This window comes from Leptospira montravelensis, from assembly GCF_004770045.1.
GTDB lineage: Bacteria > Spirochaetota > Leptospiria > Leptospirales > Leptospiraceae > Leptospira_A > Leptospira_A montravelensis.
Map to the genome: position 1 here is coordinate 766,750 of NZ_RQFO01000004.1, position 21,207 is coordinate 787,956.

Sequence of the window (21,207 nt, forward strand, 5' to 3'; positions counted from 1 at the left end):
TTAAGGAAGGATATAGATAAATGAAATTCGTCGAACGAATTCTAAATACTTTGAGTTTCGGCGAGAAATGGGCGGGAGGAATTTGTTTCCTTCTGCTCACTCTTCTCATGATTGCTGACGTTTCCAAAAGGGAAGTCATCGATAAAGTTCTAGGTTGGGTTATGGAAATCTCAGAAGCCTATCCGAACACTAGCGTTGCCGGATTTGTTGGTGATTGGAGTGTTTACATTGCAGAATCCATTCACGGAGGAACCTCCGGATTTTTAGAGTGGTTAGGCCTTGGTGGAATCATTTGGGCACAAAAACTTTCTCTCTATTTTATGTTATGGGGTGGTCTTTTTGGATCTGCACTTGCAAGTGCCAAAGGTTCTCACCTTCGTCCAGAAATTGCAGATAAAGTATTACCAAAAAAACTTTTACCTTATGTTAAGGTAATCGAACAGTGGGTGATCTCTTTTTTCTTTTTATTCCTCGCTTACCTATCTGTCATTTATGTTCTAGAAAGTATCAGTTTAGATGAAGTGAATCCAGTCACAGAAATTCATTTGTGGAAAGTTCAGATGATTTTCCCATATATCTTTCTCTCTATGGGATTTAGACATTTGTGTTATGGAATTTTTCCTGCCCTCATTCCTTCCGACATCAATGAAGCCACAGAAGCTTTGGAACTTGCGGAAAAAGAACTTTCCGAATCTAATTCACGGGGGAATCAATAATGGGTTCTTGGGGAATACTCCTACTCTTACTTGCTTTAATTTTACTCAGACAACCACTCATTGTACTTATGGGTGCCATCACTGTGTATTGTTATTACTTTTTACCAGATCCACCTCTTGAGTCTTTCCATGAACTCAATAGTATCATTGGGGATTTGTTTTTTGCGGGAGATAAAGAAATCCTTCTTGCGATTCCTTTGTTTATCATTGCGGGAAACTTAATGACTCATGGTAGTATTGCAAGACGACTCATTCGAATTGCACAAGCCATGACAGCACCAATCCCTGCAGGACTTGCCATCGCAGGTGTTTTTTCTTGTGGGATCTTTGCTGCTATTTCTGGATCTTCTCCTGTAACACTCATTGCGATCGGTGGACTCATGTATCCTTCTCTTACTAAAGCAGGATACCCTACACAATTCTCAATGGGTCTACTCGCTTCAGGGGGAACTCTTGGGATCATCATTCCTCCAAGTATTCCAATGATTGTGTATGCAATTATGGTGGGAGTTTCTGTTACTGATCTTTTCATTGCAGGGATTGGTCCTGGAATTTTACTCATGTCGCTTCTTATGATCTACTCCGTGTTTCGTGCCGGAAACGTAGGTCGTGGAAAATGGGACTGGCCAGAAATTCGCACTGCATGGAAAGAAGGAGTTCTTGCCCTTCTTATGCCAGTGGTCATTCTTGGGGGAATTTACTCAGGATTCTTCACTGCTACAGAATCAGCAGCCATTGCTGTATTTTATGCCATCCTTGTAGAAGTGTTTATCCACAAAGAACTTAGTTTTCCTAAGATTCCCAAAATCATGGCCGAAAGTGCTGAGATGTTAGGGATTCTTTTCCTCATCCTAATCCTTGCTGTGAGTTTAAACAAGTTCATGATCGAAAACGAAATTCCGCAAAATCTCGTTGCGACCATGTCAGAACTCATTTCAAGTCCTGTAACCTTCCTGATTGGTGTGAACATTTTGTTACTCATCGTGGGAATGTTTATGGATATTATGAGTGCGATTCTTGTATTAGCACCACTTCTTGCTCCAATGGCTGTCAATTATGGAATCAATCCAGTACACTTTGGAATCATTATGATTGTGAACTTGGAGATTGGTTACTTAACACCACCTGTGGGAGTGAATCTATTTGTGGCATCAGGAATCTTCAAACAACCGTTAGGTAAAGTGATCCAATCGGTAGCTCCTATTGTGGGACTATTTCTCATTGGACTTATGCTTATCAGTTGGATTCCAGAAATTTCTTTAGGTCTCCTCGGTGGAGAAGCAGCAGCACCTACACCGTAAGATTAAAAAAAAGATACAAAGGTAATTTGATTTTGTGAAGAAATAAACGATTCGCAAACAAAGAGTCCTTAATTCGAAAACGCCGGAGAGTTTTTCTCTGGCGTTTTTTTTTAACTCCACCAAACACGAAGTCGTTCCAAGGAATCTTTGGCATCACTGGCCCAAAGGCTTGTGGGATGTTTTTTTAAAATCTCTGCGTATACTGATAAAACAGGTTCTAAGTCTTTTCGTAACTGTACAAGTTCTTTGTTTGCGATTTCTGAAAGTTCAATGGGATGCAGGTTTCGTTTTTCATAATAACTTAAAATCGCTTCCGTTTCTTTTTCCTTAGCTAATTTGTATTCATGAAATACTGGATCTTTGGACGGTTTGATATGTGGATTTTTTTTATCCCGAAAGTCAGTATCCTCTCGACCGCTAGGTGTAAAAGACTCCTCTTCTGGGTGGATTAAAAGGAAATCCTTTAAGGATTCATAATGTTTATTCAACTCCAAAAACATTATATCACTTGTAAATTCTCCTGAATCAGGGTGGTATTTTTTGGCGAGTTTATGGTAGGATTCTTTGAGTTCCGATTCTGTGAACCCAGGGCCAAGTCCTAAAAAATGAAGAGAATCATTTAACAGTAATTTTTTGTCCATGAGAGGCCGGAAGACTGAATCAAATGTGATTTTAATCTACGTTTGATACTGAATTCCCAATACTCTTTTTTACTCTCATTCATTTCAAAAACAAGTAATTCTTGAACCTTTTGTTGTAAGTTTCTGGCTTCATCCAATCTTTCAAATACAGTTTCAGAAATCGCAATTTCCTCTTCTGTGTAAACTTCCATTTCCTGCCTTTCCCAAAGTTTACGATCAACTTCTTCTAGATTTTTCACTAGAGTTTCGTTTTTAAACTCCAACTTCACAGCAGAATCAGCATCTCGATAAGAAAGTAATTCCTCTTCCCGTTTGAGATTGGTTATGAGTGATTCCAAAAATTGAATCTTCTTTTGTAAAAGTTGTTTGGTACTTTGTTTCGATGAAATCATAAATTTCTCTAGTCGATTAACCAGTAATGGAAATTCCAGTGGGACGTGCGCCAGAAGTTGTATTTGGATTGGGAGCGTCTTTTTTTTCTAACTCTTCCCAAGACATTTTTAACTCAATCAGGATTTTGATACATTCTTCAATGATCTCTTTATCCTTACGCATATTGGCTTCGAGCAATCTTTTCTTTAAATAAACATATAAGGACAAGAGGTTGTTTGCCACTTCTTTTCCCTCTTCCATATTGAGAGAGAGTAGAAGTTCTGTAATGATATCTTGGGTTTTGATGATATTGTTGTTCACCACATCATATTTTCGGGGAGTCATATTGTCCTTGGCTACACCGAGGAATCGGATGGCACCGTCAAAGAGCATCACAATCAGTTTGATCTGGCTAACGGTAGATATCTCATTGGCTTTGTATTCATTGTAAGCAGAGGCACCGGTTTTTCTCGCAAGCGACATTTTTTTCTCCTGAGTATTCCCATCGACCAAAAAGGATACTTGCTTAATGACCCAAGTGAATATTCTTAGAATATCACATGGGAAAAATAAAACGTGTAGTTTTTTTGGCCTCGGGCAGAGGGTCCAATTTTACAGCTTCCGTCGAGTACATACGAAAAAAAAAGCTAAAGATCGAGCTTATGGCCCTTGTGTCAGACAATCCTGAGGCCAAAGCACTCGGGATCGCTAAATCCTTGGGAATCCCGACAAAGGTCATCCCGTACGCCAACTATTCGGAGAAAGCTAAATACCATAGGGACTTACTATTAGAAGTGGAAAGTTTTTCCCCAGATCTGGTTGTGGCTTGTGGCTACATGAGGATCTTAAAACCTGAATTTGTTAGGATGTTTAAAAACAAAATCATCAATGTACACCCAAGCCTTCTTCCCGCCTTCCCCGGACTCGATTCCCAAAAACAAGCCCTCGATTATGGGGTCAAAGTAGCAGGATGTACGGTTCACTTTGTGGAGGAAGGTGTGGACACAGGTCCCATCATTTTACAAAAAGCGATTGCCATTGCCCCCGAATGGAATGAAAAAGAACTATCCCTTGCAATCCTCGCGGAAGAACATAAAATCCTTCCACTCGCTATACAACTGTTTTGTGAAGATAAACTAAAAATCAAAGAACGAAAGGTAGAAATCCTAAAATGATCGAAATCAAAAGAGCACTCGTATCCGTATCCGATAAAGCCGGAATTACCGAGATCTGTTCCTTCCTCGCCAAAAATGGAGTAGAAATTCTTTCCACTGGCGGAACCTATGATGCCCTTTCCAAAGCAGGAATTCCTGTGAAAAAGGTAGATGAGTTCACAGGTTTTCCAGAAATCCTACATGGACGTGTCAAAACCCTCCACCCAAAAATTCATGGAGGACTCCTTGGTGATACAACGAACCCTGACCATGTGAAACAAATGGACGCTAATGGAATTGTCCCTATCACTCTTGTGATTGTGAATCTTTATCCATTTGTCAAAACGGTGATGAAACCAGATGTAACCCTCGAAGATGCGATCGAAAACATTGATATCGGTGGGCCGTCTATGCTCCGTTCGGCGGCAAAAAATCATAAAAACGTAGTGGTTCTTACTGACCCAAAAGATTACGAGTCTTTCCAATCTGAATTTACGACAAACAAAGGAAAGATATCACGTGAAACTGCTTTTAAATATGCGGCAAAAGTATTTTCTGAAACTGCTTCTTACGACTCAGCCATCTCCACTTTCTTTAATAAAAAGTTAGATATCAAATACCCTGATAAAATCACATTTGCCTTTAATAAAAAACAAAAACTTAGGTATGGCGAAAACCCGCACCAAGATGCGGCTTTTTATGAACCGCTTTTTATCAAATCACAGTTTGAAGCCTTACAAGGAAAAGAACTCTCATTCAATAATATGTTGGATTTTGATGCGGCCTTTCATGTGGCGAGTTTACTTCCTAAAAATGCTGTTTCCATTGTAAAACACTTAAACCCTTGTGGAATTGCATTCGGAGAAAATGTCCTCGAGTCCTTTGAACTTGCTAGAAAAACAGATCCTATTTCTGCTTTTGGTGGGATCATTGGAATTCACGGTCGTGTGGAAAAAGAGGCAGCAGAAGAAATCACAAAAAACTTTGTAGAAGGTGTAATTGCTGAAAGTTTTTCAGAGGAAGCTTTGGAAATTTTCGGAAAAAAACCTAACATTCGTTTAATCCCTATTGCCAAATTTAATGAAGCTTTGGATGAACTTGATTTACGTTCTCTTCACCACGGACTACTCATCCAAAATCGTGACTATGATTTGATTACTAAAGACAAACTTAAAATTGTATCGAAAAAACAACCAACTGCAGATGACTTAGAAGGATTAATGTTTGCTTGGAACTGTGTGAAGTTTATCAAATCTAATGCGATTGTTTATACAGACCAAAATTCAACTCTAGGTATTGGAGCTGGACAAATGTCTCGCGTGGATTCAGTCGAACTTGGAGCCATTAAGGCCCAAAAAGTGGGACTTTCTGTTGTAGGATCTTACGTGGGTAGTGATGCGTTTTTCCCTTTCCGAGATGGAATTGATGCCATTGCCAAAGTGGGTGCTAAAGCCATCATCCAACCAGGCGGATCTATCCGTGATGAAGAAGTCATCCAAGCCGCAGATGAACATGGTCTGATTATGGTGTTCACTGGAATGAGGCATTTCCGTCACTAATGGAATTTTTTCTTTTCCTCCTATTTCTCACCTTCTTTTGTTTGGTGACAGCGGTAATCGTTTATTACGTAAAGATTTTATTCTTTTCTAAAAAAACAAATTACCGCAGAGAAGAACTAACAGAGATTCGTGGGGATGTATTCCGCATTTGTTTGGATGTTTTGGAATCAGGGGGAAATTTAGTCTACGGAAGCGGGGCATTTTTAGGTGGTGCCCTTTTTGTTTGGCTTTGGTCTCTACTTGGATCCGTGCTCGGTGAAAAAGGACCTGGGCCTTTCGAACATATCTTCCATATGCCGATTTTCTTTTTAGCTCTTTTCTTTTCCTTTCCCTTCTTAAAAGATGCTTACCGTGGGGAAAAATACCTAATACTCGCCAAACCTACACTTTCTGGTCTTGCCTTAGGAAATTTGGCTGCTGGGGCTGTCCACTACGGTCTCGACCGTGACCTTTTCTTTTTGTTTTACTTACTCCTTGTTTTAATACAAATCCCAGTGCTTGTTTTCCTTTGGAACAAGGAACCCATCTTAGGAATGAGTTTTGAGGAAGGTAATTCTATTTATACTTTTGAAGAAGAGGAAGATTGGGGGGCACCATCCTCAACAGATCCCACCTCCAATAGTGGCTGGAACGAAGAAGAGGATGGACCCTTTTCCAATGAAGAAGATGATTTTGGTTTGGGGGACGACCCTTTCCGAGACGATTTTAAGTAAGAAACAGGTTCTCTTTTTTCTCACTTTGACCGATAGAAATCATATGAAGAAATATCTGGTTTTCCTTCTTTTCCTAATCCCTGGACTTCTTAGCGCCCAAACAGAAATGCCCAATAGTTTGGATGGATTTGCAGAAGCCTCTTGGGGAATGACCTTTGAATCCATTCGTGAAAAATTTTTGTCAATGGCTACCAATCCAGATTCCAAGGAAAAAATCGAACTCTTAAATGAAAAAAAAGAAGAAAGCCTTCTGATCAAACGAAACGGAATTTTCTATCTTTACCGCTTTTATAAAACACCAGAATTACTTAAAGAAGTTCGCCCGAAAAGAGAAGGTGCGCCTGAATCAGATCCTTCCATCGATGGACAAACTGAATTTCGAGAAAACGGAATCCTCTTTTCCGTTGGAGTAACTTTCAATTTAGTTCCAACAGATAAAATCAAAGAGAAGATGGAAAAGAAATACGGGAAACCCAGAAAAGAATCCATTGGCGATGACAAGGTTTCCGGAGCCGCGATTTGGGAACTTGTAGAAAGACGTGAGAACCCGCCTCGAGGAGGATTTGCCGTGGTATGGAGAGAAGGATATAAAAAAGCTCCTTACACGCGCCGGATTGATTATTTTTCTGCGAACTTAAAAGAGGTAATCGCCAAGGATTATGTCGATTTCTTCAGCGTTCAAGAAACAAAAACCTTGCGGGATTTAATCCCGTAGTTACCTTGTCTCGTGAGGCTTGGTTCGTCCAAGCCATCCATACGAGGCAAAATGAATTTATTTTTAGACACAGCCAACATAGACGAAATCAAAAAAGTCCATGAACTTGGTCTCCTAGACGGAATTACCACAAACCCATCCATCATTGCAAAATCCGGTCGTAAGTTCACGGAAGTCATCAAAGAAATTTGTAGTTTTGTCAAAGGGCCTGTGAGCGCCGAAGTTCTTGCAACCGATGCTCCGACCATGATCAAAGAAGGTTTAGAACTTTCTAAAATTGCAGAAAACGTAGTGGTAAAAGTTCCTCTGATTCCTGAAGGAATCAAAGCGGTGAAGGCGTTCTCAGACCAAGGAATTCGAACTAACGTAACTCTTTGTTTCACAGCCAACCAAGCTCTACTTGCTGCCAAAGCGGGTGCGAGTTTCATCTCTCCATTTGTGGGACGTTTGGATGATATTGGATATGATGGATTAGAACTGATCTCCGAAATCCGAGACATTTATGACAACTACGGAATTGAAACACAAATCCTTGCGGCATCCGTGCGCCACCCCATTCACTTCAAAGAAGTAGCACTTCGTGGGGCAGATTGTGTTACCTTACCTTATTCTGTATTTGAAATGCTTTTCAAACACCCACTCACTGACAGTGGACTTGCAAAGTTTGTTGAAGATTCCAAAAAACTAAACTGGTAAAATTCTAAAACCACACCACCGGATACTTTCGGTGGTGGACAAAATTATTCACTAAGAGTGCATTCACTAGTAAAATCATTACCCCAATAAAAACGGGGAACAAAATAAAATCAACCCCCACTCCCCCCAAAACTCCAATGAGTGCCGTAGCCCCACCTGGCGGGTGTAAGGTGTGAGTTAAATACATAACAAAAATAGATAGTCCTACCGAAAATCCAATGGTGAAAAAATTGGTTCCGAGTGTAGCCACAAGAATCACTGCAATGGTTGCAGAAATCATATGCCCACCAATTAAATTTCTGGGTTGAGAAAGTGGTGCTTCTGGAACAGCAAAGAGAAGTACAGCCGTTGCACCAAAAGAACCAATGAGTAAAGAATGACCGAACCAATTTGTGACGGCTAGTATTGACCAAATGGATACGGTACTACTAATCAAACTCCAAATCGCAAACCGAAAGGAGCGTTTCGGGCGGACTGTCCGCAGTGGTGCTTTAATTTTATAAGGAATTTTCTTTAGTCTATCTTTCAGCGTAATTTACCCAAATTTCTTTCATTTGGTCAATAAAACAAAAAGCAGATTGGTGGGAAGCATCATTAAATAAATCGCAGGTTCCTTCCTTGTTCCAATTTAAAGTATAAGCTCCATAGGATTTTGCCATAATTTCCGTTGGCTCCCACCAAACTTCCTTTATATGAAATTTTTCATAATACTTGTAATAATCACCATAAACCTTTGGCCAAAGTACTAAAGTTTTAATTTGGTTTTTTCGTGTTAGGTCTAAAAAAGCTTCCACATAAGGTCTTTGCGACGAACCCAGTGTATATGAACCCATATACAAACTTCCAATCCGAAGTGTATCTTTTTTGATTTTTTCAATCGGATTGGACTGAACCCCATACATCAAATACTCACCTTTCGTATAATTGATCAGTTGGAACTCTTCATTGTATTTAGATTTGTATTCCTTTAGTTTTCCACGTTTGAGACGAGAACTCAAGAGGGAAAGGTTTAGTTCGACACTCCGAATAGAAAAAACCTTATCTAATAAATAAGCCCACTTCTCTTTCAAGGGAATGTCTTTCCATACAATGTCTAAACATTCATTATCACATCCCATTCGTAAAAATGGGGAAAGAATAAATCCTTTATTATCATCAAAGGCTTCTGGACTGAGTGAAAGAATGACAAACTCTGGTTTGATCCCCATAGCCAAAAGTTTTTTCAATTGAATATAGGAATTCATTGGAATGCCTTGCGGACTACTAAAATTGTAGAGTGTCCAGTTTTTACGGTAAGGTTCAGGAATCCCTAGTTCCGAAAAAGGGTAAGAACGTGAGTCTCCAAAAACAAGTGTTAAGTTTTTTTCACTCGCTTCCTTGTCAGCTAACAGACGCTTGGCAAGTTCCTTTCTTTGGAAATAAAAAACAGAGTTCCCTGCCTGGAGAAATTCATCATGGAAGATGGGCAAAAGGAAAATTTTATCTACAAAAAAGATAAATAAAAAAAGAACGACTGGATATAATAAAAACGGTTTTGATTTCAAAAACACAAATCCCCTAACCTCACCATTTTAAGACTGGATTGGATTCTTCAACCAAATTAAGAAATTGGTTTTCCAAGAACTTGTTCTTCGGTCACAACCTTGTATTTGCCTTCGTCTAGAACAAAGTCTCGTAAATCCAATTTTCCAATCCGAATTCGATAGAGATCAAGCACTACTAAATCCTTTGCCTTACACATTCTACGGATTTGGCGTTTTTTCCCTTCTTTTAAAATAATACTGAGGTAACTCGTGAAACCGGGGTTCGTTTTTTCTGGCATTACATTGGCTGGTTTTACTGCAAGGGCACGGAGAGTATCTCCACCTTCTCTAACACCTAACATAAATTCATCGGCAATGGCTTTCCATGCAACAGGTTGTTTCAAACTGATGATATATTCTTTATCAATTTTATTCCTTGGATGTGTTACTTTTTGGATAAAATCTCCATCGATCGATAAAAGTAAAAGTCCACGAGAATCCAAATCCAAACGACCTGCATAATTGTATTTTTGAAAACCTTCCGGCAGCAGGGAAAAAATGGTGTTCTCATGGAACTTGTCTTCGTGCGAAGTTAGGTAACCTGCTGGTTTATTGAAGGCAATGATTTTGGGTCGTTTCAATGACTCCTCTTCCATTTGAACGGGATTTCCGTCGAAACTCACGGAATCGGTTTCTGATACTTGAAAAGAAAGATCAGTAATGGTGCTTCCGTTAATTTTGATTCTTCCGGAGAGAACCAAATCTTCTACTTTTCTACGGGAACCGAGACCTAATTTAGCTAGAAATGCGTTGATCCTCATGATTTTCCATTTTACAAAGTGGCCTCATTTCAAAAAGTCTAAAGAAGGTATGAATCCGTTAAAAAAGAAACCTCGCTCTAAAAATATCAGTCCCCGGGTGGACCTTCCCGAGTGGATGAAGGTGCGAGTGAGTTTTCCTACGGAAGGAGATGCCCTATCCAAAGTGCGGGAAGAGGTAGAATCCAAAAAACTCCATACCGTTTGTGAATCAGCCAGTTGTCCCAACCTCAACCATTGTTGGAACCGCAAGACCGCCACCTATATGTTGTCTGGAGATATCTGCACAAGAAGATGCCAATACTGCGATGTGGCATTTGGAAAACCAAACGCGCTTGATTCGGAAGAACCCGAAAGAGTCGCAAGGTCTGTGGCAGAACTCGAACTTCGCCATGTGGTTTTAACTGCGGTAAACCGTGACGACCTAAAAGATGGGGGAGCTGGACATTTTGCCGAAACCATTACGAAAATCAAATCGTATCGTCCTACATGTTCCATAGAAGTTCTTATCCCTGATTTTAAGGCCAAAGAAGATTCCTTACAAATTCTTTATGCCGCAAAACCCAATATCATCAATCATAACATCGAAACTGTGGAGAGACTTTTTCCCACGATCACACCCCAGAAGAACTACAAACGATCACTTGAGGTACTTTCCCATATTGCAAAACATGGTTTCCTTACCAAAAGTGGCCTCATTTTAGGTCTTGGGGAAAAAGAAGAGGATGTCAAACAGTGTTTGGTAGAACTGTATCAACACGGGGTTCGGATGTTAACCATTGGCCAATACCTCCAACCAGGCCCCACTCACTACCCAGTCCAAGAATTTGTGAAGCCAGAAACGTTTGAATTTTGGAAGGAATTTGCCTATCGAACTGGATTCAAAACAGTCGCCTCAGGCCCACTCGTTCGTTCTTCCTATCATGCAGAGGAATATTTTTCAGACGAAGCAAACTGATTGGTCCGAAAGATAAACTATGGACCAGGAACAATTGGAGGCATTTAAAGAGGAACTAGCAAAAACCTTCTTTTTTTCTATCCTTTCAGATTTAAGTGAAATCGGAGAAACCCTCTCTGATTTTGAAGTGAAACTACTCATTAAAAAGGCCCTCTCTCACTCTCCTCATTTACAAGTGGAATGGGGTGAAATGGACCGATTTGGAAACAATACCCTACTTGTTAAATATGAATCCAATTTACTCGTGATTGAAGTGAGTCCTCTGATAAGTACCATCCGAATCCTTTGGAACGAATACAAAGCTCGTGAAAAATAAAAAATTCCAGTACATAAAAAAAGCCCGAAGGATACTTCCTCCAGGCTTCTTTTCTACGTAAGGGTTGGTTTATTTAGAATTTGGATTTTTGTTGAAGGTCATAGATGACTTCTTCTACATTATCCATATCAATTCTCTTAACACCATTTTCAGTGTGAACAATCAACTGTCCGTTTTCTTGGTTGATGATCGCTCCAATCACTGTTTTACCGTCTACTAAAACGATTTTTTCAATTCTTTCGTAGTAGTTTACAATGTCTTTTTTAGACTTAAATTCTTTAGGTTGGTTAGCCAAAGACTCTTCGAATTTTTTCTTCTCATCTTCTTGGCGTTTTGCAACTTCAGTTTCAATTGCTTGTCTCTTAGCATCAATTTCTTGTTTTTTCAACTCATCTAACTTTTCAGTTTGAGCAGATTCGCTAAGTTTTGCAATTTCCTCTGCAGTCTTTTTGTCCACTGTAACGATCGTTTTGATTTCTTGTTCTTCGTTTTTAGTCAGTTTTGCAGTTTCAACAACGAGTTTTTCTTTCTCAGCAGTTTTGAATGCTTTGTTCAAATCCAAAGTTTGGATGTCAGCAGACTTTGCAAGGTCAGCAGATTTTGCTGATTGTGTGGATGCTTGGTCTTTCTCTAAGATTACTTCTGCTTTCGCTAAAGACTCTTGGAGTTTTTTCAAATCTGCATTTCCAGAAATTTCTTCTGAAGAAAGTTTTTCTAAAGCAGGAACACGTGGAGCAAATGCAACCGCACCTTCTACTACTTTTACTTTCGCAGGTTTTCCCTCAGCAGCTTCTACGATAAAAGACGTTCCTCGCACACCCGCAATCGCAGTTGGTGTTACGACAGTAAAGTTGTCTTCTTTCTTAGCTTTGTTGACTTTCGCAAATACCTTTCCTGAAACTAGAGCAATTTGAGTGTCTGTAGTTCCTGAACTGTCTTGGGAAAGTTTCGCAAAGTCAATCGCGGACTTAGGAGAGATACGAATGCTCGATCCATCCGCAAATTGGATGTCTACTTTTCCATTGTCGCCTGTGACTACGTTATCCCCGGATTTCAGAAGGGCACCAAGCTGTGCTTTTTCTTCTGTTTGGTCTGCGTGTTGGATTTTAGAATCTCCCACCGCAAATACGACTACCGCAGATAAATCTGCTGGTTTTTTTGGTGCTTCAGACACTTCTGCGTCTGGTTTCTTACAAACTGTAAGACCAGTAAAAAGAAGTACTAGGCCCATTATGGTTAGTTTCGATGCTTTCATATCGTCCTGTCCCTTAGTGAAATTCAACTTTCGTTACTCTAATCAACAAACTGAGGGTTAAGAAATTCCCAGCTTTTTGGTATTTTTTTCTAGAATGAAAAAAAATTCATTAGTTCGGAAAAAAAATAATTTAGTGACTGGATTTGTAAACGAATATTCAGTATTTTTCCCCGAAACTAGGGAATTTGAAGGGAAAAGAAAGGTTTTCCTTTGGAAAATCGCTTTGTCTAAGAGGAAGGAAGAAAAAAACTCCCATTATGGCTGAAACCTCTACACTAAACCAAAGACCCGCCTCCTCCATCAAACTCCTGGAAGAAATGGAAAGGTTGTACAAAGACCTACCGATGGAAGCCATTGTCAAACAAGACATCCTAAGGCAGGGCATTCACTTTTTACCGGAATCATTTTTAGTCAAAGACCCTTATAAATCCAAAGATTATTTTATCTTTTCCTTCGATCATATCCCGCTTGCCGACCTGAAAGACGGGGCAGACACCAAAGCTCCCGAAGAGATTAAAATTTCTGGAGGTCACTTTGGCCTTTTAAAAACAGTGATCTCCACAAGAAACAACCCGAACTCACCTTACAAAATGAAATCGAAAGAAGGAATTCCTACTTTGTTTTTAGAAGAAACAGAGATTGGGAGTGCTGAGTATCCTCCGATCCCATCTTGGTACAAACACAAAACCAAATCGGGAAAGTTACCCGGTGAAGTGGCACCTGTCATTGAATGGGGTTACCTTTTGTACCTCACAGTATTTCGAAACTGCCAATACTTTGGAAAAGACGAAGAATGTGCCTATTGTGATATCAACCACAACTACCGCCAACAAAAAGGAGCAGGTCGACCTTATACAGGTGTGAAAGACGTAGAAGATATTTTAGAAGTTTTATCTTGGGTGGATGCCGAAGACCAAATTGCCAAAGTGTATACCATTACCGGCGGATCAGTCCTTACCAACTTAAAGAAAAAATCCGAGGTAGATTTTTATCTCCAATATCCGGAAGCCATTGAAGCAAGATTTCCCAAACGTTGGATGGGAAAACTGGTAGCCCAAGCCTTTGAAAAGGAAGACTGTCAGAAGTTTAAAGATGCGGGGATCCAAATTTACCACCCCAATTATGAAGTTTGGGACAAGGCGCTTTTTGAAAAGATCTGTCCTGGAAAATCTAGTTGGATTGGTTATGAAAATTGGATCCGTCGAGTAGTGGATTCGGCAGAAGTCTTTGGTCCCGAGAATGTAATTCCTAACTTTGTAGGTGGGGTAGAACTTTCCGAACCTTGGGGATTTAAAACAGTCGCAGAAGCCATCACTTCCACAAAACAAGGTTTAGATTTTTTTATGTCCAAAGGAATTGTTCCAAGATTCACCGCTTGGTGTCCCGAACCATATACCACTCTTGGCCAACAAGCAGGCCCACCACTGGTTTACTTTTGTGAATTGTTACGAGCATGGAAAGAAACCTTTGAACACTATGGTCTCCCTACTCCTCCCGGATACGGGGAACCTGGTCCCGGAAAAGCAGTATTTTCTGTTTCTGCTTTTATGGATGTGATAGGATATTCTGGACGAAATTAGTTCTATCCTGTACAAAGAAAAAACTAAAATCCGTTTATGCGAAAACTAATTCTACTAACGGGAGTTTTTTCTCTCCTGATTTTCCAACTTGCCTGTCAGAACCCTGAACAGGAAGAACCACACAGGTTCCGCCAAGGGGTTCTAGACTTAAAGGAAATTACCTTCAAAGAAGATACCATTGTAGACTTACAAGGGGAATGGGAATTGTATTATGGCGAGTTCCATTACCCACCGTTTCACGGAGAAAAACCGCTGACTGGGTATTTGGCAATTCCCAATTCTTGGCAAGATGAGGAATTTGGTGGGGAAGAACTTCCAAGAACAGGCCACGTCACCTTACGCGCGTTCATCCATATTAGCAAACAAACCGTAGGACAAGAATTAAGAATTTATATCCCTGATGTTGCCACTTCCTATCGATTTTTTGCCAACGGGATTTTGATTGGTGGCCAAGGGAAACCAGGAATCAACCAATTTGACGATACCCCAAGGATTAAATCCAAATACTATACGCTCATTCCTGACAAAGAAGTCATAGAACTTGTGTTTCATATCGCAAACTATGATAACAACTTCGGAGGATTTTGGGCCATTCCAAGCCTTGGAAATAAAAATGCTTTGGACCGGGAGAAGATGCTCGCCAATGCACGGGAACTTTTTTTACTAGGTGCACTTGTTCTTATAGGTCTTTATCATTTTGGATTGTATTTTTACAAAAGAAAAGAATCTTCCATTTTTTATTTTGCCGTCTTTTGTTTTTTACTAGGGATCCGGCTTGCCTTTACTGGCGAAAGGTATGTATTAGAACTCTTTCCTAATTTTCATTGGCCTACTGCGTTTCGGATCGAGTTTGCTTCTTTTTATTTTGCCGTACCAACCTTTTTACTGTTTATCTATTCCCTATTTCCGAAAGAATCCAATCCCAAATATGTACGTTTTGTACTTATCGCAAGCATTGTATTTGCGTTAACATTGTTTTTACCAATATCCATATTTACGATTTTGTTGTATGGATTCCAAGTTTTGGCATTTTTCACTATTGGTTATGTCATTCATATCAACCTAAAAGCAGTATTTAACAAAAGGCCTAATTCCAAATTATTTTTTTTGGGACTTCTTATTTTAGCATTTTCCGTTACCTTTGATATTTTGCGTCACAGTGTGAATAACCGAGGGATCGGACTGACTCCTTATGCCTTACTTTGTTTTATTTTTATCCAATCTCTGATTCTTTCGAGTCGAATTGCCAATGCTTTTATTCGGGCCGAAGAACTAGCGGAAAGTTTAAAAATAAGTAACGAATCTTTACTGGCTGTCACAGAAAATTTGGAACAAATTGTTTCGGAGAGAACTTCACAATTAAACTCTTCCTTAAATCGAATCAAAAAAGACCTCTTACTCGCTAAAAAAATCCAACAAAAGATCCTACCGGAGGATGGAATCAAATTTGAACATTTGAAGATCCATCTTTATTTCCAACCGCAAGGGGAAGTGGGTGGAGATTTTTATGATATCTTTGAATTGGATAATGGTACGGTTCGTTTTTTTGTCGCTGATGCTACTGGGCACGGAATCCAAGCGGCTTTGTACACAATGGCCATCAAATCTGAATACGAAGCCATCAAACGTTTTATCACCAAAACAGATGATTTGATGAACCATCTCAACCAAAAGATTCAAAATAAATTCTCTGGTCTCAAAATTGTATTTTCTGGATTTTTATTAGATATCGATACCAAAACAAAGACCATCTACTATTCGTCAGCGGGTCACCCTAACCAGATTTTTCAATCCACAGGCGAACAAATCATTTTGAATCGAACCGGAAATATCATTGGTCTAAAAAAAGACCAACCTTATACGCAAAAACAATTCCAAATGGCAAAGGGAGATCGAATTTTACTTTTTACCGACGGGATGTTGGAACAAAAAAATGAATCAAGAGAAGAGTTTGGAATGGAACGAATCCAAAAGATTCTTGTGGATTATGCAGAGAAAGAATCGGAACGAGTGCTTGCGGAACTTGTCATCCAACTTTTCCTCTTCCAAGGGAAAGAAGAACAAGAGGATGACCAAACGATGGTTCTTATCGAATGGGAAAAAACTCCGTAGAATTTTCCCCCAAACTTTCTTTATTTTTTTAAGAATAGATTGTCTACGCCGTTTTTTTCAAATTCCGTATCGTATTTTTCTGCTTCTTTGGCGACCTTGTTTTCATAATCTTCCGGGCTCAGCGCTTCCAAATCTTTTGCGGATACTTTTTGTTCCAAATCTCTTTGGGCAAGTTCAGTCGAAAGATCTGTCCAGAATATATCGTCGTTATAAGGTTCAATATAAGACTCAAATACTTCTTGGAAGTATTCTTCTGAAATGGTATAAAGTCCGTTTTCTGAAACGATGGGACTTTCCTTTTCAGCAGAAAGTTTTTTTAATAAGGATTGGATGAACTCGTCCACAGAAGGATCAGTTTCTTCGTGAGGAGAATTACTCACCCATTCGAATACTGCAAGTGCATTCAAAAGGTGTTTTGTTTCTTGGGGATTTAGATCTAAATTCATGATTACCTACTTTGTTTCCATAGAAGCGCGAATCCTTCGTCTAGGCAAATCAAAGAATGACAGTGGACCGGTTTTCCTTATAGTTTTGATAGATCTGGTCAACAAGAAGACGAAAGCTAGGATCCTCTTTCAGGACCTCTAGTTTTTCTTCTAAACTCAAAATGGAAAATTTTGGATACAAAGCTTTTGTGACAGCAGGCTTCATATCTAATAAGTAAACAAACGAATAGTAGTGTCAAGAAAAAATTACTAAACGTATGTCATGTATTTATGTCTCGATAGGCTTTTGTAATTCGTTTCACACCGAGTTCCAATTTTTCATTTTCTAAAAAACTAAAGTTCATTCGAAAAAAAGAAGAAGATCGGCATGTGGGTGAAAATTCGGTTCCAGGAACCATAGCCACTCCACTGGCAAGACAACGTTCCATAAGTTCTTTGGAAGATACTTTGGGATATTCTACCCAAAGAAACATCCCACCTTCTGGAATCGAAAACCGAGCCTCTGGTAAATATTCTTTTAACAAAGAAACCAAGGTTTCCTTTTTTTCTGAATAAAAGTTTTGAATGGAATGAAGGTGACTCTTCCAATCCAGACTATTTAAAAGTTTGGAAACAACCACTTGTGAAAATTGATTGGAATTCAAATCGTTTCCTTGTTTGATTGCGGTAAAAAGAGAACGATAAACCTCTGGCACCACCGTCCAACCCAAACGAAATCCGGGAGATAATATTTTTGAAAAACTTCCAAGAACAAATGTTAGGTCAGTACGTTTTCGAAAAGAACTGACAGAAGGATAAACCATTCCACTAAAATCCAAATACCGATAAGCTTCGTCTTCAAGGAGAATGATTTCATTATCATCTAGAATTTTTGCGATTTGTTTTCTTTTTTCCAATGACCAAGTATAGGTAGAAGGATTCTGGTAGGATGGGTTAATATAAAAAACATGGATTTTGTTTTGAGATATAATTTCTTCCAACAAATACAAATTGGGTCCATCGGGTTCGATGGGAACACTAAAAAAATTAGGATTGTATGGAGAAAATGCCTGCAATGCACCCAAATACACAGGGTCTTCCAACAATACATTGGTATCGGAATCCATAAACATTTTTCCTAAAATATCAAGCCCTTGTTGGGAACCGTGGGTGATGGTAATGGATTCGGGCGATGACCAAGAAACATCAGTTAACCTATCTGAAATTTCTGTTCGTAGTGGGAGGTATCCTGAAGAATCACCATACTGAAAAGCAGTGGCAATATTTTCGTTAACCACAGACTCCATCACTGTATTTAAAACCTCTTTCGGAAGTAAGTTGGGGTTAGGGAGTCCTCCCGCAAAAGATAGAATATCCGAATTTTCAACAGTCAGTTTTAAAATTTCCCGGATGACCGAAGTGCGAACAAAAGAAGTTCGTTTTGCTGAAAAAATACTTGGTTTTTCCGTTTTCATAGTGTTAGAATAGCAAAATCAGAGACAACTGTCCATATACAGTTATCTCAATCTATTCGTATACAGTTTACCCTATGACAAAATACAAACAATTAGCGATAGACCTAAAAACCGAAATTAAGTCTGGATATTATTCTGAAGGTGAAAGAATTCCATCCCTTCGTGAAATCCAAAGTTTAAAATCATGTAGCCTGACTACTGCTAAAGAGGCTTACCGTATTTTGGAAGAAGAAGGTTATATCTTTGTTGTCCCTCAGTCGGGATACTTCGTACATCCCAATATCCGCACAGTCATCTCTGGACCACAGAATGAATTTTATCCAGCTGTGGAAGCGGATGATCGGATCCAACAAATTATGAGTATGGTTATGGACCCAAAACTCATCTCTTTTGGTGCAGCGATTCCTTCTGATATTTATTTGCCACTCGGAGCCCTAACCTCTTCTTTTAAAAAAGCCCTCAGGTATAAAGAAATTTTTTCTTATGGCGACTTACAAGGAAACCTGGGATTACGAGAATGGATTAGCAAACGCACTTCCATCCAAGGATATAGAATAAACAACAACCAAATCCAAATCACAAGTGGATGTACAGAAGCCATTACCTTTTCTTTACTGTGCACAACAGAACCAGGAGATACAGTGATTGTCCCTTCTCCTATTTATGTTGGATTATTTCAAATTTTTGAAACACTGAGGTTAAAAGTGGTAGAAATTCCTTACCGAAAAGAGGAAGGGATCAATAGTGATGAATATGAAAAACTAATCAAACGCCACAAACCAAAAGTATTTTTATTCTCAGCTAACTTTAATAATCCGAATGGAATTCTTTTGAGTGATTTGACCAAACAAAACCTGGCTAAAATTTCTTATCTATATGGAATACATTTGGTAGAGGATGATATTTATGGAGATTTATATTTTTCGGGCACTAGACCGAAGCCTCTAGTGAGTTATTTTCCTTCTGAACCCAAAGGTCCTAAGTCATTTCTTTGTTCTTCGTTTTCTAAAACGATTGCACCGGGACTTCGGATGGGTTGGGTAGCTTCCAAATCAGGAATTCGAGAATTGAGTAAACAAACAAGGGCTTATAAAATTTCAGAAAACAATCCCACCCAAATGGCAGTCCTTCAATTTCTAAAACTACAAACCTACGAAAGACATCTCAAATTTTTACGGGCTGAATACAAAAAATTGACGGACGAGTATACAAAAATTTTAACCTTCCATAGTGCCGAAACTTTAGAGATCCAAAAACCAGATGGAGGATTTGTGTTGTGGATCAAATCACCGTTAGATGGTGATAAACTATTAAACGAATCCAAAAAAATAGGAATGGCTATTGCTCCAGGATCTCTTTTTGGGCTTTCCAAACATTGGGATCATTATTTTCGCCTAAATGTCTCTGTTGGTGTTTCACCAAAAATTCGAGAAAAACTTATTTTATTTTCCAAGTTATTCTTAAAAAAACGAAAACCCTGATTTTAAAGTTTTTGGTTGCAAGAAGAAGAATCGAAAACAAGTTCTATTCTATGTCAGAAAACACACGCAAGTATTTGGAAACTTCTCAAATCATTCCTTCGAAAGGGATGTCTTACACGATGTATGAAATTGAAGGCCAAGATACCATTTTACGAATGCTCACCTTTATCCCGGACAATGACGAGATCCATATTTACCCCAAACCACCTGTAAAAAAACTCTATAAGCCAGAACTATGTAAAAAGGTAGAAGAGAATGAATTTTTGGGTCTTTGGACGATGGGAGAAGAAAGAAAGGTTGGAAATTAGGCAACCGTGGCCCCGGACAGAATCGAACTGCCGACACGAGGATTTTCAGTCCTCTGCTCTACCGACTGAGCTACAGGGCCTTCGGTTACGACCAAAGTATTTTTTCTGATCCCTCTGTCAACGAACCTTTATATTTTTTGTAAGGACACTATGAAAACCCATTGGAAACTATTTACCACCCTAATCCTTTTTTTATTCCTACAAATTCAATGTGCTGCAACCCTCCACAAAACAGGAATTAGTTTAGAGCGCTTCAGGTCCGACCTGGAAACCAAATCCATTTTGGTTGATGGATTAGAATGGAAATATACAGAAAAAAAGGGAAAAACGGAAACGATCCTCGCCATACATGGCTTTGGTGGAGATAAAGACCATTGGACCAGATTTTCTAGACACCTTTCAGAAGATTTCCATGTCATTGCCCCCGACCTTCCCGGTTTTGGAGAATCAGACAAACCAGAAGGACTCCACTACACCCAAGAAGCGCAAGCAGATAGACTTTCTCAATTCACAGAATCTTTAGGGTTAAAAGAATTTCATATCATAGGTAATTCAATGGGTGGAGGGATTGCAGGCATCTTTGCAGCCAAATACCCAAAGAAGGTAAAATCTCTGATCCTCTTTGACAATGCGGGCATCAAAAGTCCAACTCCAAGCGAAATGCAAACCATTGAATTGTCTGGGAAACCAAGCCCCCTTTTAGTCACAAGTCCCGAAGATTTTGATAGGCTTCTTAGTTTTACTTTTGTCAAACCACCTTATCTTCCTGGTTTTTTGAAAACTTACTTTGCAAACAAATCCTTTGCGAACAGAGAATGGAATGCCTCCATCTTAAAACAAATCAGAAAAGAAGGTTATGTTTTAGAGAAAAAATTAACCGAGATCCAAGCACCCACTCTTGCCATCTGGGGAAAAGAAGACAAAGTCATTCATTATACGGTAATGGATGTTTTAAAACAAAAATTAAAACCCCACTTAGAAACTGTTCTTTTAGAAAATATAGGACATGCTCCGATGATTGAAGACCCAAAATTGTCCGCCAAACTCGTACAAGACTGGATTCTGAACTTGGATCGATCTAAAAAATAA

23 protein-coding genes and 1 tRNA gene are annotated in these 21,207 nt (G+C 39.2%); 14 read left to right on the forward strand and 10 right to left on the reverse strand.

Annotation, left to right across the window (positions count from 1 at the left end):
* Positions 1 to 20: 20 nt before the first annotated feature.
* Complete coding sequence (locus EHQ31_RS04495) at positions 21 to 716, forward strand: TRAP transporter small permease (RefSeq protein WP_135569948.1); 696 nt, start codon at positions 21 to 23, stop codon at positions 714 to 716.
* Entirely contained in the window at positions 716 to 2,017 is a 1,302-nt protein-coding gene (locus EHQ31_RS04500; protein ID WP_135569950.1) for a TRAP transporter large permease, read from the forward strand. Before EHQ31_RS04495 ends, EHQ31_RS04500 begins: the two co-directional genes overlap by 1 nt.
* A 110-nt stretch (positions 2,018 to 2,127) precedes the next feature.
* Here the strand turns inward: EHQ31_RS04500 and EHQ31_RS04505 are convergent, their stop codons facing one another.
* From EHQ31_RS04505 to fliS, 3 genes are read right to left on the reverse strand one after another with little or no spacing between them, the layout of a single operon-like run.
* Positions 2,128 to 2,658, reverse strand: a complete 531-nt coding sequence (locus EHQ31_RS04505; RefSeq protein ID WP_135569952.1) for a J domain-containing protein — start codon at positions 2,656 to 2,658, stop codon at positions 2,128 to 2,130.
* Complete coding sequence (locus EHQ31_RS04510) at positions 2,637 to 3,050, reverse strand: flagellar protein FlgN (protein WP_135569954.1); 414 nt, start codon at positions 3,048 to 3,050, stop codon at positions 2,637 to 2,639. The genes EHQ31_RS04505 and EHQ31_RS04510 overlap by 22 nt, the downstream gene beginning before the upstream one ends.
* A 16-nt stretch (positions 3,051 to 3,066) precedes the next feature.
* Positions 3,067 to 3,513: a flagellar export chaperone FliS gene (fliS, locus tag EHQ31_RS04515; RefSeq protein ID WP_135569956.1), complete on the reverse strand. Its 447-nt coding sequence runs from the start codon at positions 3,511 to 3,513 to the stop codon at positions 3,067 to 3,069.
* A 77-nt stretch (positions 3,514 to 3,590) separates the two neighbouring features.
* Here fliS and purN point away from each other — a divergent pair, with 77 nt between their 5' ends.
* From purN to fsa, 5 genes are read left to right on the forward strand one after another with little or no spacing between them, the layout of a single operon-like run.
* Positions 3,591 to 4,205 (forward strand): phosphoribosylglycinamide formyltransferase, encoded by a 615-nt coding sequence (gene purN, locus EHQ31_RS04520; protein WP_135569958.1) that lies wholly within the window; start codon positions 3,591 to 3,593, stop codon positions 4,203 to 4,205.
* Positions 4,202 to 5,743: a bifunctional phosphoribosylaminoimidazolecarboxamide formyltransferase/IMP cyclohydrolase gene (gene purH / locus EHQ31_RS04525; RefSeq protein ID WP_135569959.1), complete on the forward strand. Its 1,542-nt coding sequence runs from the start codon at positions 4,202 to 4,204 to the stop codon at positions 5,741 to 5,743. The genes purN and purH overlap by 4 nt, the downstream gene beginning before the upstream one ends.
* Positions 5,743 to 6,456, forward strand: coding sequence for a hypothetical protein (locus tag EHQ31_RS04530; protein ID WP_135569961.1), 714 nt, complete (start codon positions 5,743 to 5,745; stop codon positions 6,454 to 6,456). Before purH ends, EHQ31_RS04530 begins: the two co-directional genes overlap by 1 nt.
* A gap of 43 nt (positions 6,457 to 6,499) precedes the next feature.
* Positions 6,500 to 7,171, forward strand: coding sequence for a hypothetical protein (locus EHQ31_RS04535; protein WP_135569963.1), 672 nt, complete (start codon positions 6,500 to 6,502; stop codon positions 7,169 to 7,171).
* 51 nt (positions 7,172 to 7,222) lie between these two features.
* Complete coding sequence (gene fsa, locus EHQ31_RS04540) at positions 7,223 to 7,867, forward strand: fructose-6-phosphate aldolase (protein ID WP_135569965.1); 645 nt, start codon at positions 7,223 to 7,225, stop codon at positions 7,865 to 7,867.
* 4 nt (positions 7,868 to 7,871) lie between these two features.
* On the opposite strand, the gene EHQ31_RS04545 is transcribed toward fsa, so the two are convergent.
* Genes EHQ31_RS04545 through EHQ31_RS04555 form a run of 3 tightly spaced genes read right to left on the reverse strand, consistent with a single transcriptional unit; the run spans position 7,872 to position 10,211 of the window.
* Positions 7,872 to 8,351 carry an HPP family protein gene (locus EHQ31_RS04545; protein WP_420844107.1) on the reverse strand — a complete coding sequence of 160 codons (480 nt, stop codon included), beginning with the start codon at positions 8,349 to 8,351 and terminating at the stop codon, positions 7,872 to 7,874.
* 34 nt (positions 8,352 to 8,385) lie between these two features.
* Positions 8,386 to 9,411: a DUF1574 domain-containing protein gene (locus EHQ31_RS04550; protein ID WP_135569969.1), complete on the reverse strand. Its 1,026-nt coding sequence runs from the start codon at positions 9,409 to 9,411 to the stop codon at positions 8,386 to 8,388.
* A gap of 56 nt (positions 9,412 to 9,467) precedes the next feature.
* Positions 9,468 to 10,211 carry a pseudouridine synthase gene (locus EHQ31_RS04555; protein ID WP_135569971.1) on the reverse strand — a complete coding sequence of 248 codons (744 nt, stop codon included), beginning with the start codon at positions 10,209 to 10,211 and terminating at the stop codon, positions 9,468 to 9,470.
* A gap of 49 nt (positions 10,212 to 10,260) precedes the next feature.
* Here EHQ31_RS04555 and lipA point away from each other — a divergent pair, with 49 nt between their 5' ends.
* Together lipA and EHQ31_RS04565 are read left to right on the forward strand one after the other, a co-directional pair.
* Positions 10,261 to 11,166, forward strand: a complete 906-nt coding sequence (gene lipA / locus EHQ31_RS04560; protein WP_208652711.1) for a lipoyl synthase — start codon at positions 10,261 to 10,263, stop codon at positions 11,164 to 11,166.
* Between the two features lie 19 nt (positions 11,167 to 11,185).
* Positions 11,186 to 11,482 (forward strand): hypothetical protein, encoded by a 297-nt coding sequence (locus EHQ31_RS04565; protein WP_135569974.1) that lies wholly within the window; start codon positions 11,186 to 11,188, stop codon positions 11,480 to 11,482.
* Between the two features lie 73 nt (positions 11,483 to 11,555).
* On the opposite strand, the gene EHQ31_RS04570 is transcribed toward EHQ31_RS04565, so the two are convergent.
* The gene (locus EHQ31_RS04570) at positions 11,556 to 12,737 is read right to left on the reverse strand and encodes a lipoprotein LipL45 (RefSeq protein WP_135569976.1); all 1,182 of its coding nucleotides are present in this window, start codon (positions 12,735 to 12,737) and stop codon (positions 11,556 to 11,558) included.
* 257 nt (positions 12,738 to 12,994) lie between these two features.
* On the opposite strand from EHQ31_RS04570, the gene EHQ31_RS04575 reads away from it, so the two are divergent.
* Together EHQ31_RS04575 and EHQ31_RS04580 are read left to right on the forward strand one after the other, a co-directional pair.
* The gene (locus EHQ31_RS04575; protein WP_135569978.1) at positions 12,995 to 14,317 is read left to right on the forward strand and encodes a radical SAM protein; all 1,323 of its coding nucleotides are present in this window, start codon (positions 12,995 to 12,997) and stop codon (positions 14,315 to 14,317) included.
* A gap of 36 nt (positions 14,318 to 14,353) precedes the next feature.
* Positions 14,354 to 16,429 carry a PP2C family protein-serine/threonine phosphatase gene (locus tag EHQ31_RS04580; protein WP_135569980.1) on the forward strand — a complete coding sequence of 692 codons (2,076 nt, stop codon included), beginning with the start codon at positions 14,354 to 14,356 and terminating at the stop codon, positions 16,427 to 16,429.
* Positions 16,430 to 16,449: 20 nt separating this feature from the next.
* On the opposite strand, the gene EHQ31_RS04585 is transcribed toward EHQ31_RS04580, so the two are convergent.
* Both EHQ31_RS04585 and EHQ31_RS04590 read right to left on the reverse strand, forming a co-directional pair.
* On the reverse strand, positions 16,450 to 16,875 hold the full coding sequence (locus EHQ31_RS04585) for a hypothetical protein (protein WP_135569982.1): 426 nt from the start codon (positions 16,873 to 16,875) through the stop codon (positions 16,450 to 16,452).
* Between the two features lie 260 nt (positions 16,876 to 17,135).
* A complete protein-coding gene (locus EHQ31_RS04590) occupies positions 17,136 to 18,329 on the reverse strand; it encodes an aminotransferase-like domain-containing protein (protein ID WP_135569984.1) in 1,194 nt (397 codons plus the stop codon).
* Positions 18,330 to 18,403: 74 nt separating this feature from the next.
* On the opposite strand from EHQ31_RS04590, the gene EHQ31_RS04595 reads away from it, so the two are divergent.
* On the forward strand, positions 18,404 to 19,810 hold the full coding sequence (locus EHQ31_RS04595) for an aminotransferase-like domain-containing protein (protein WP_135569986.1): 1,407 nt from the start codon (positions 18,404 to 18,406) through the stop codon (positions 19,808 to 19,810).
* A 50-nt stretch (positions 19,811 to 19,860) separates the two neighbouring features.
* A complete protein-coding gene (locus EHQ31_RS04600) occupies positions 19,861 to 20,118 on the forward strand; it encodes a hypothetical protein (RefSeq protein ID WP_004788896.1) in 258 nt (85 codons plus the stop codon).
* Between the two features lie 7 nt (positions 20,119 to 20,125).
* On the opposite strand, the gene EHQ31_RS04605 is transcribed toward EHQ31_RS04600, so the two are convergent.
* Positions 20,126 to 20,198 (reverse strand) — tRNA-Phe (locus tag EHQ31_RS04605).
* Positions 20,199 to 20,268: 70 nt separating this feature from the next.
* Here EHQ31_RS04605 and EHQ31_RS04610 point away from each other — a divergent pair.
* Positions 20,269 to 21,207, forward strand: a complete 939-nt coding sequence (locus tag EHQ31_RS04610) for an alpha/beta fold hydrolase (RefSeq protein WP_135569988.1) — start codon at positions 20,269 to 20,271, stop codon at positions 21,205 to 21,207.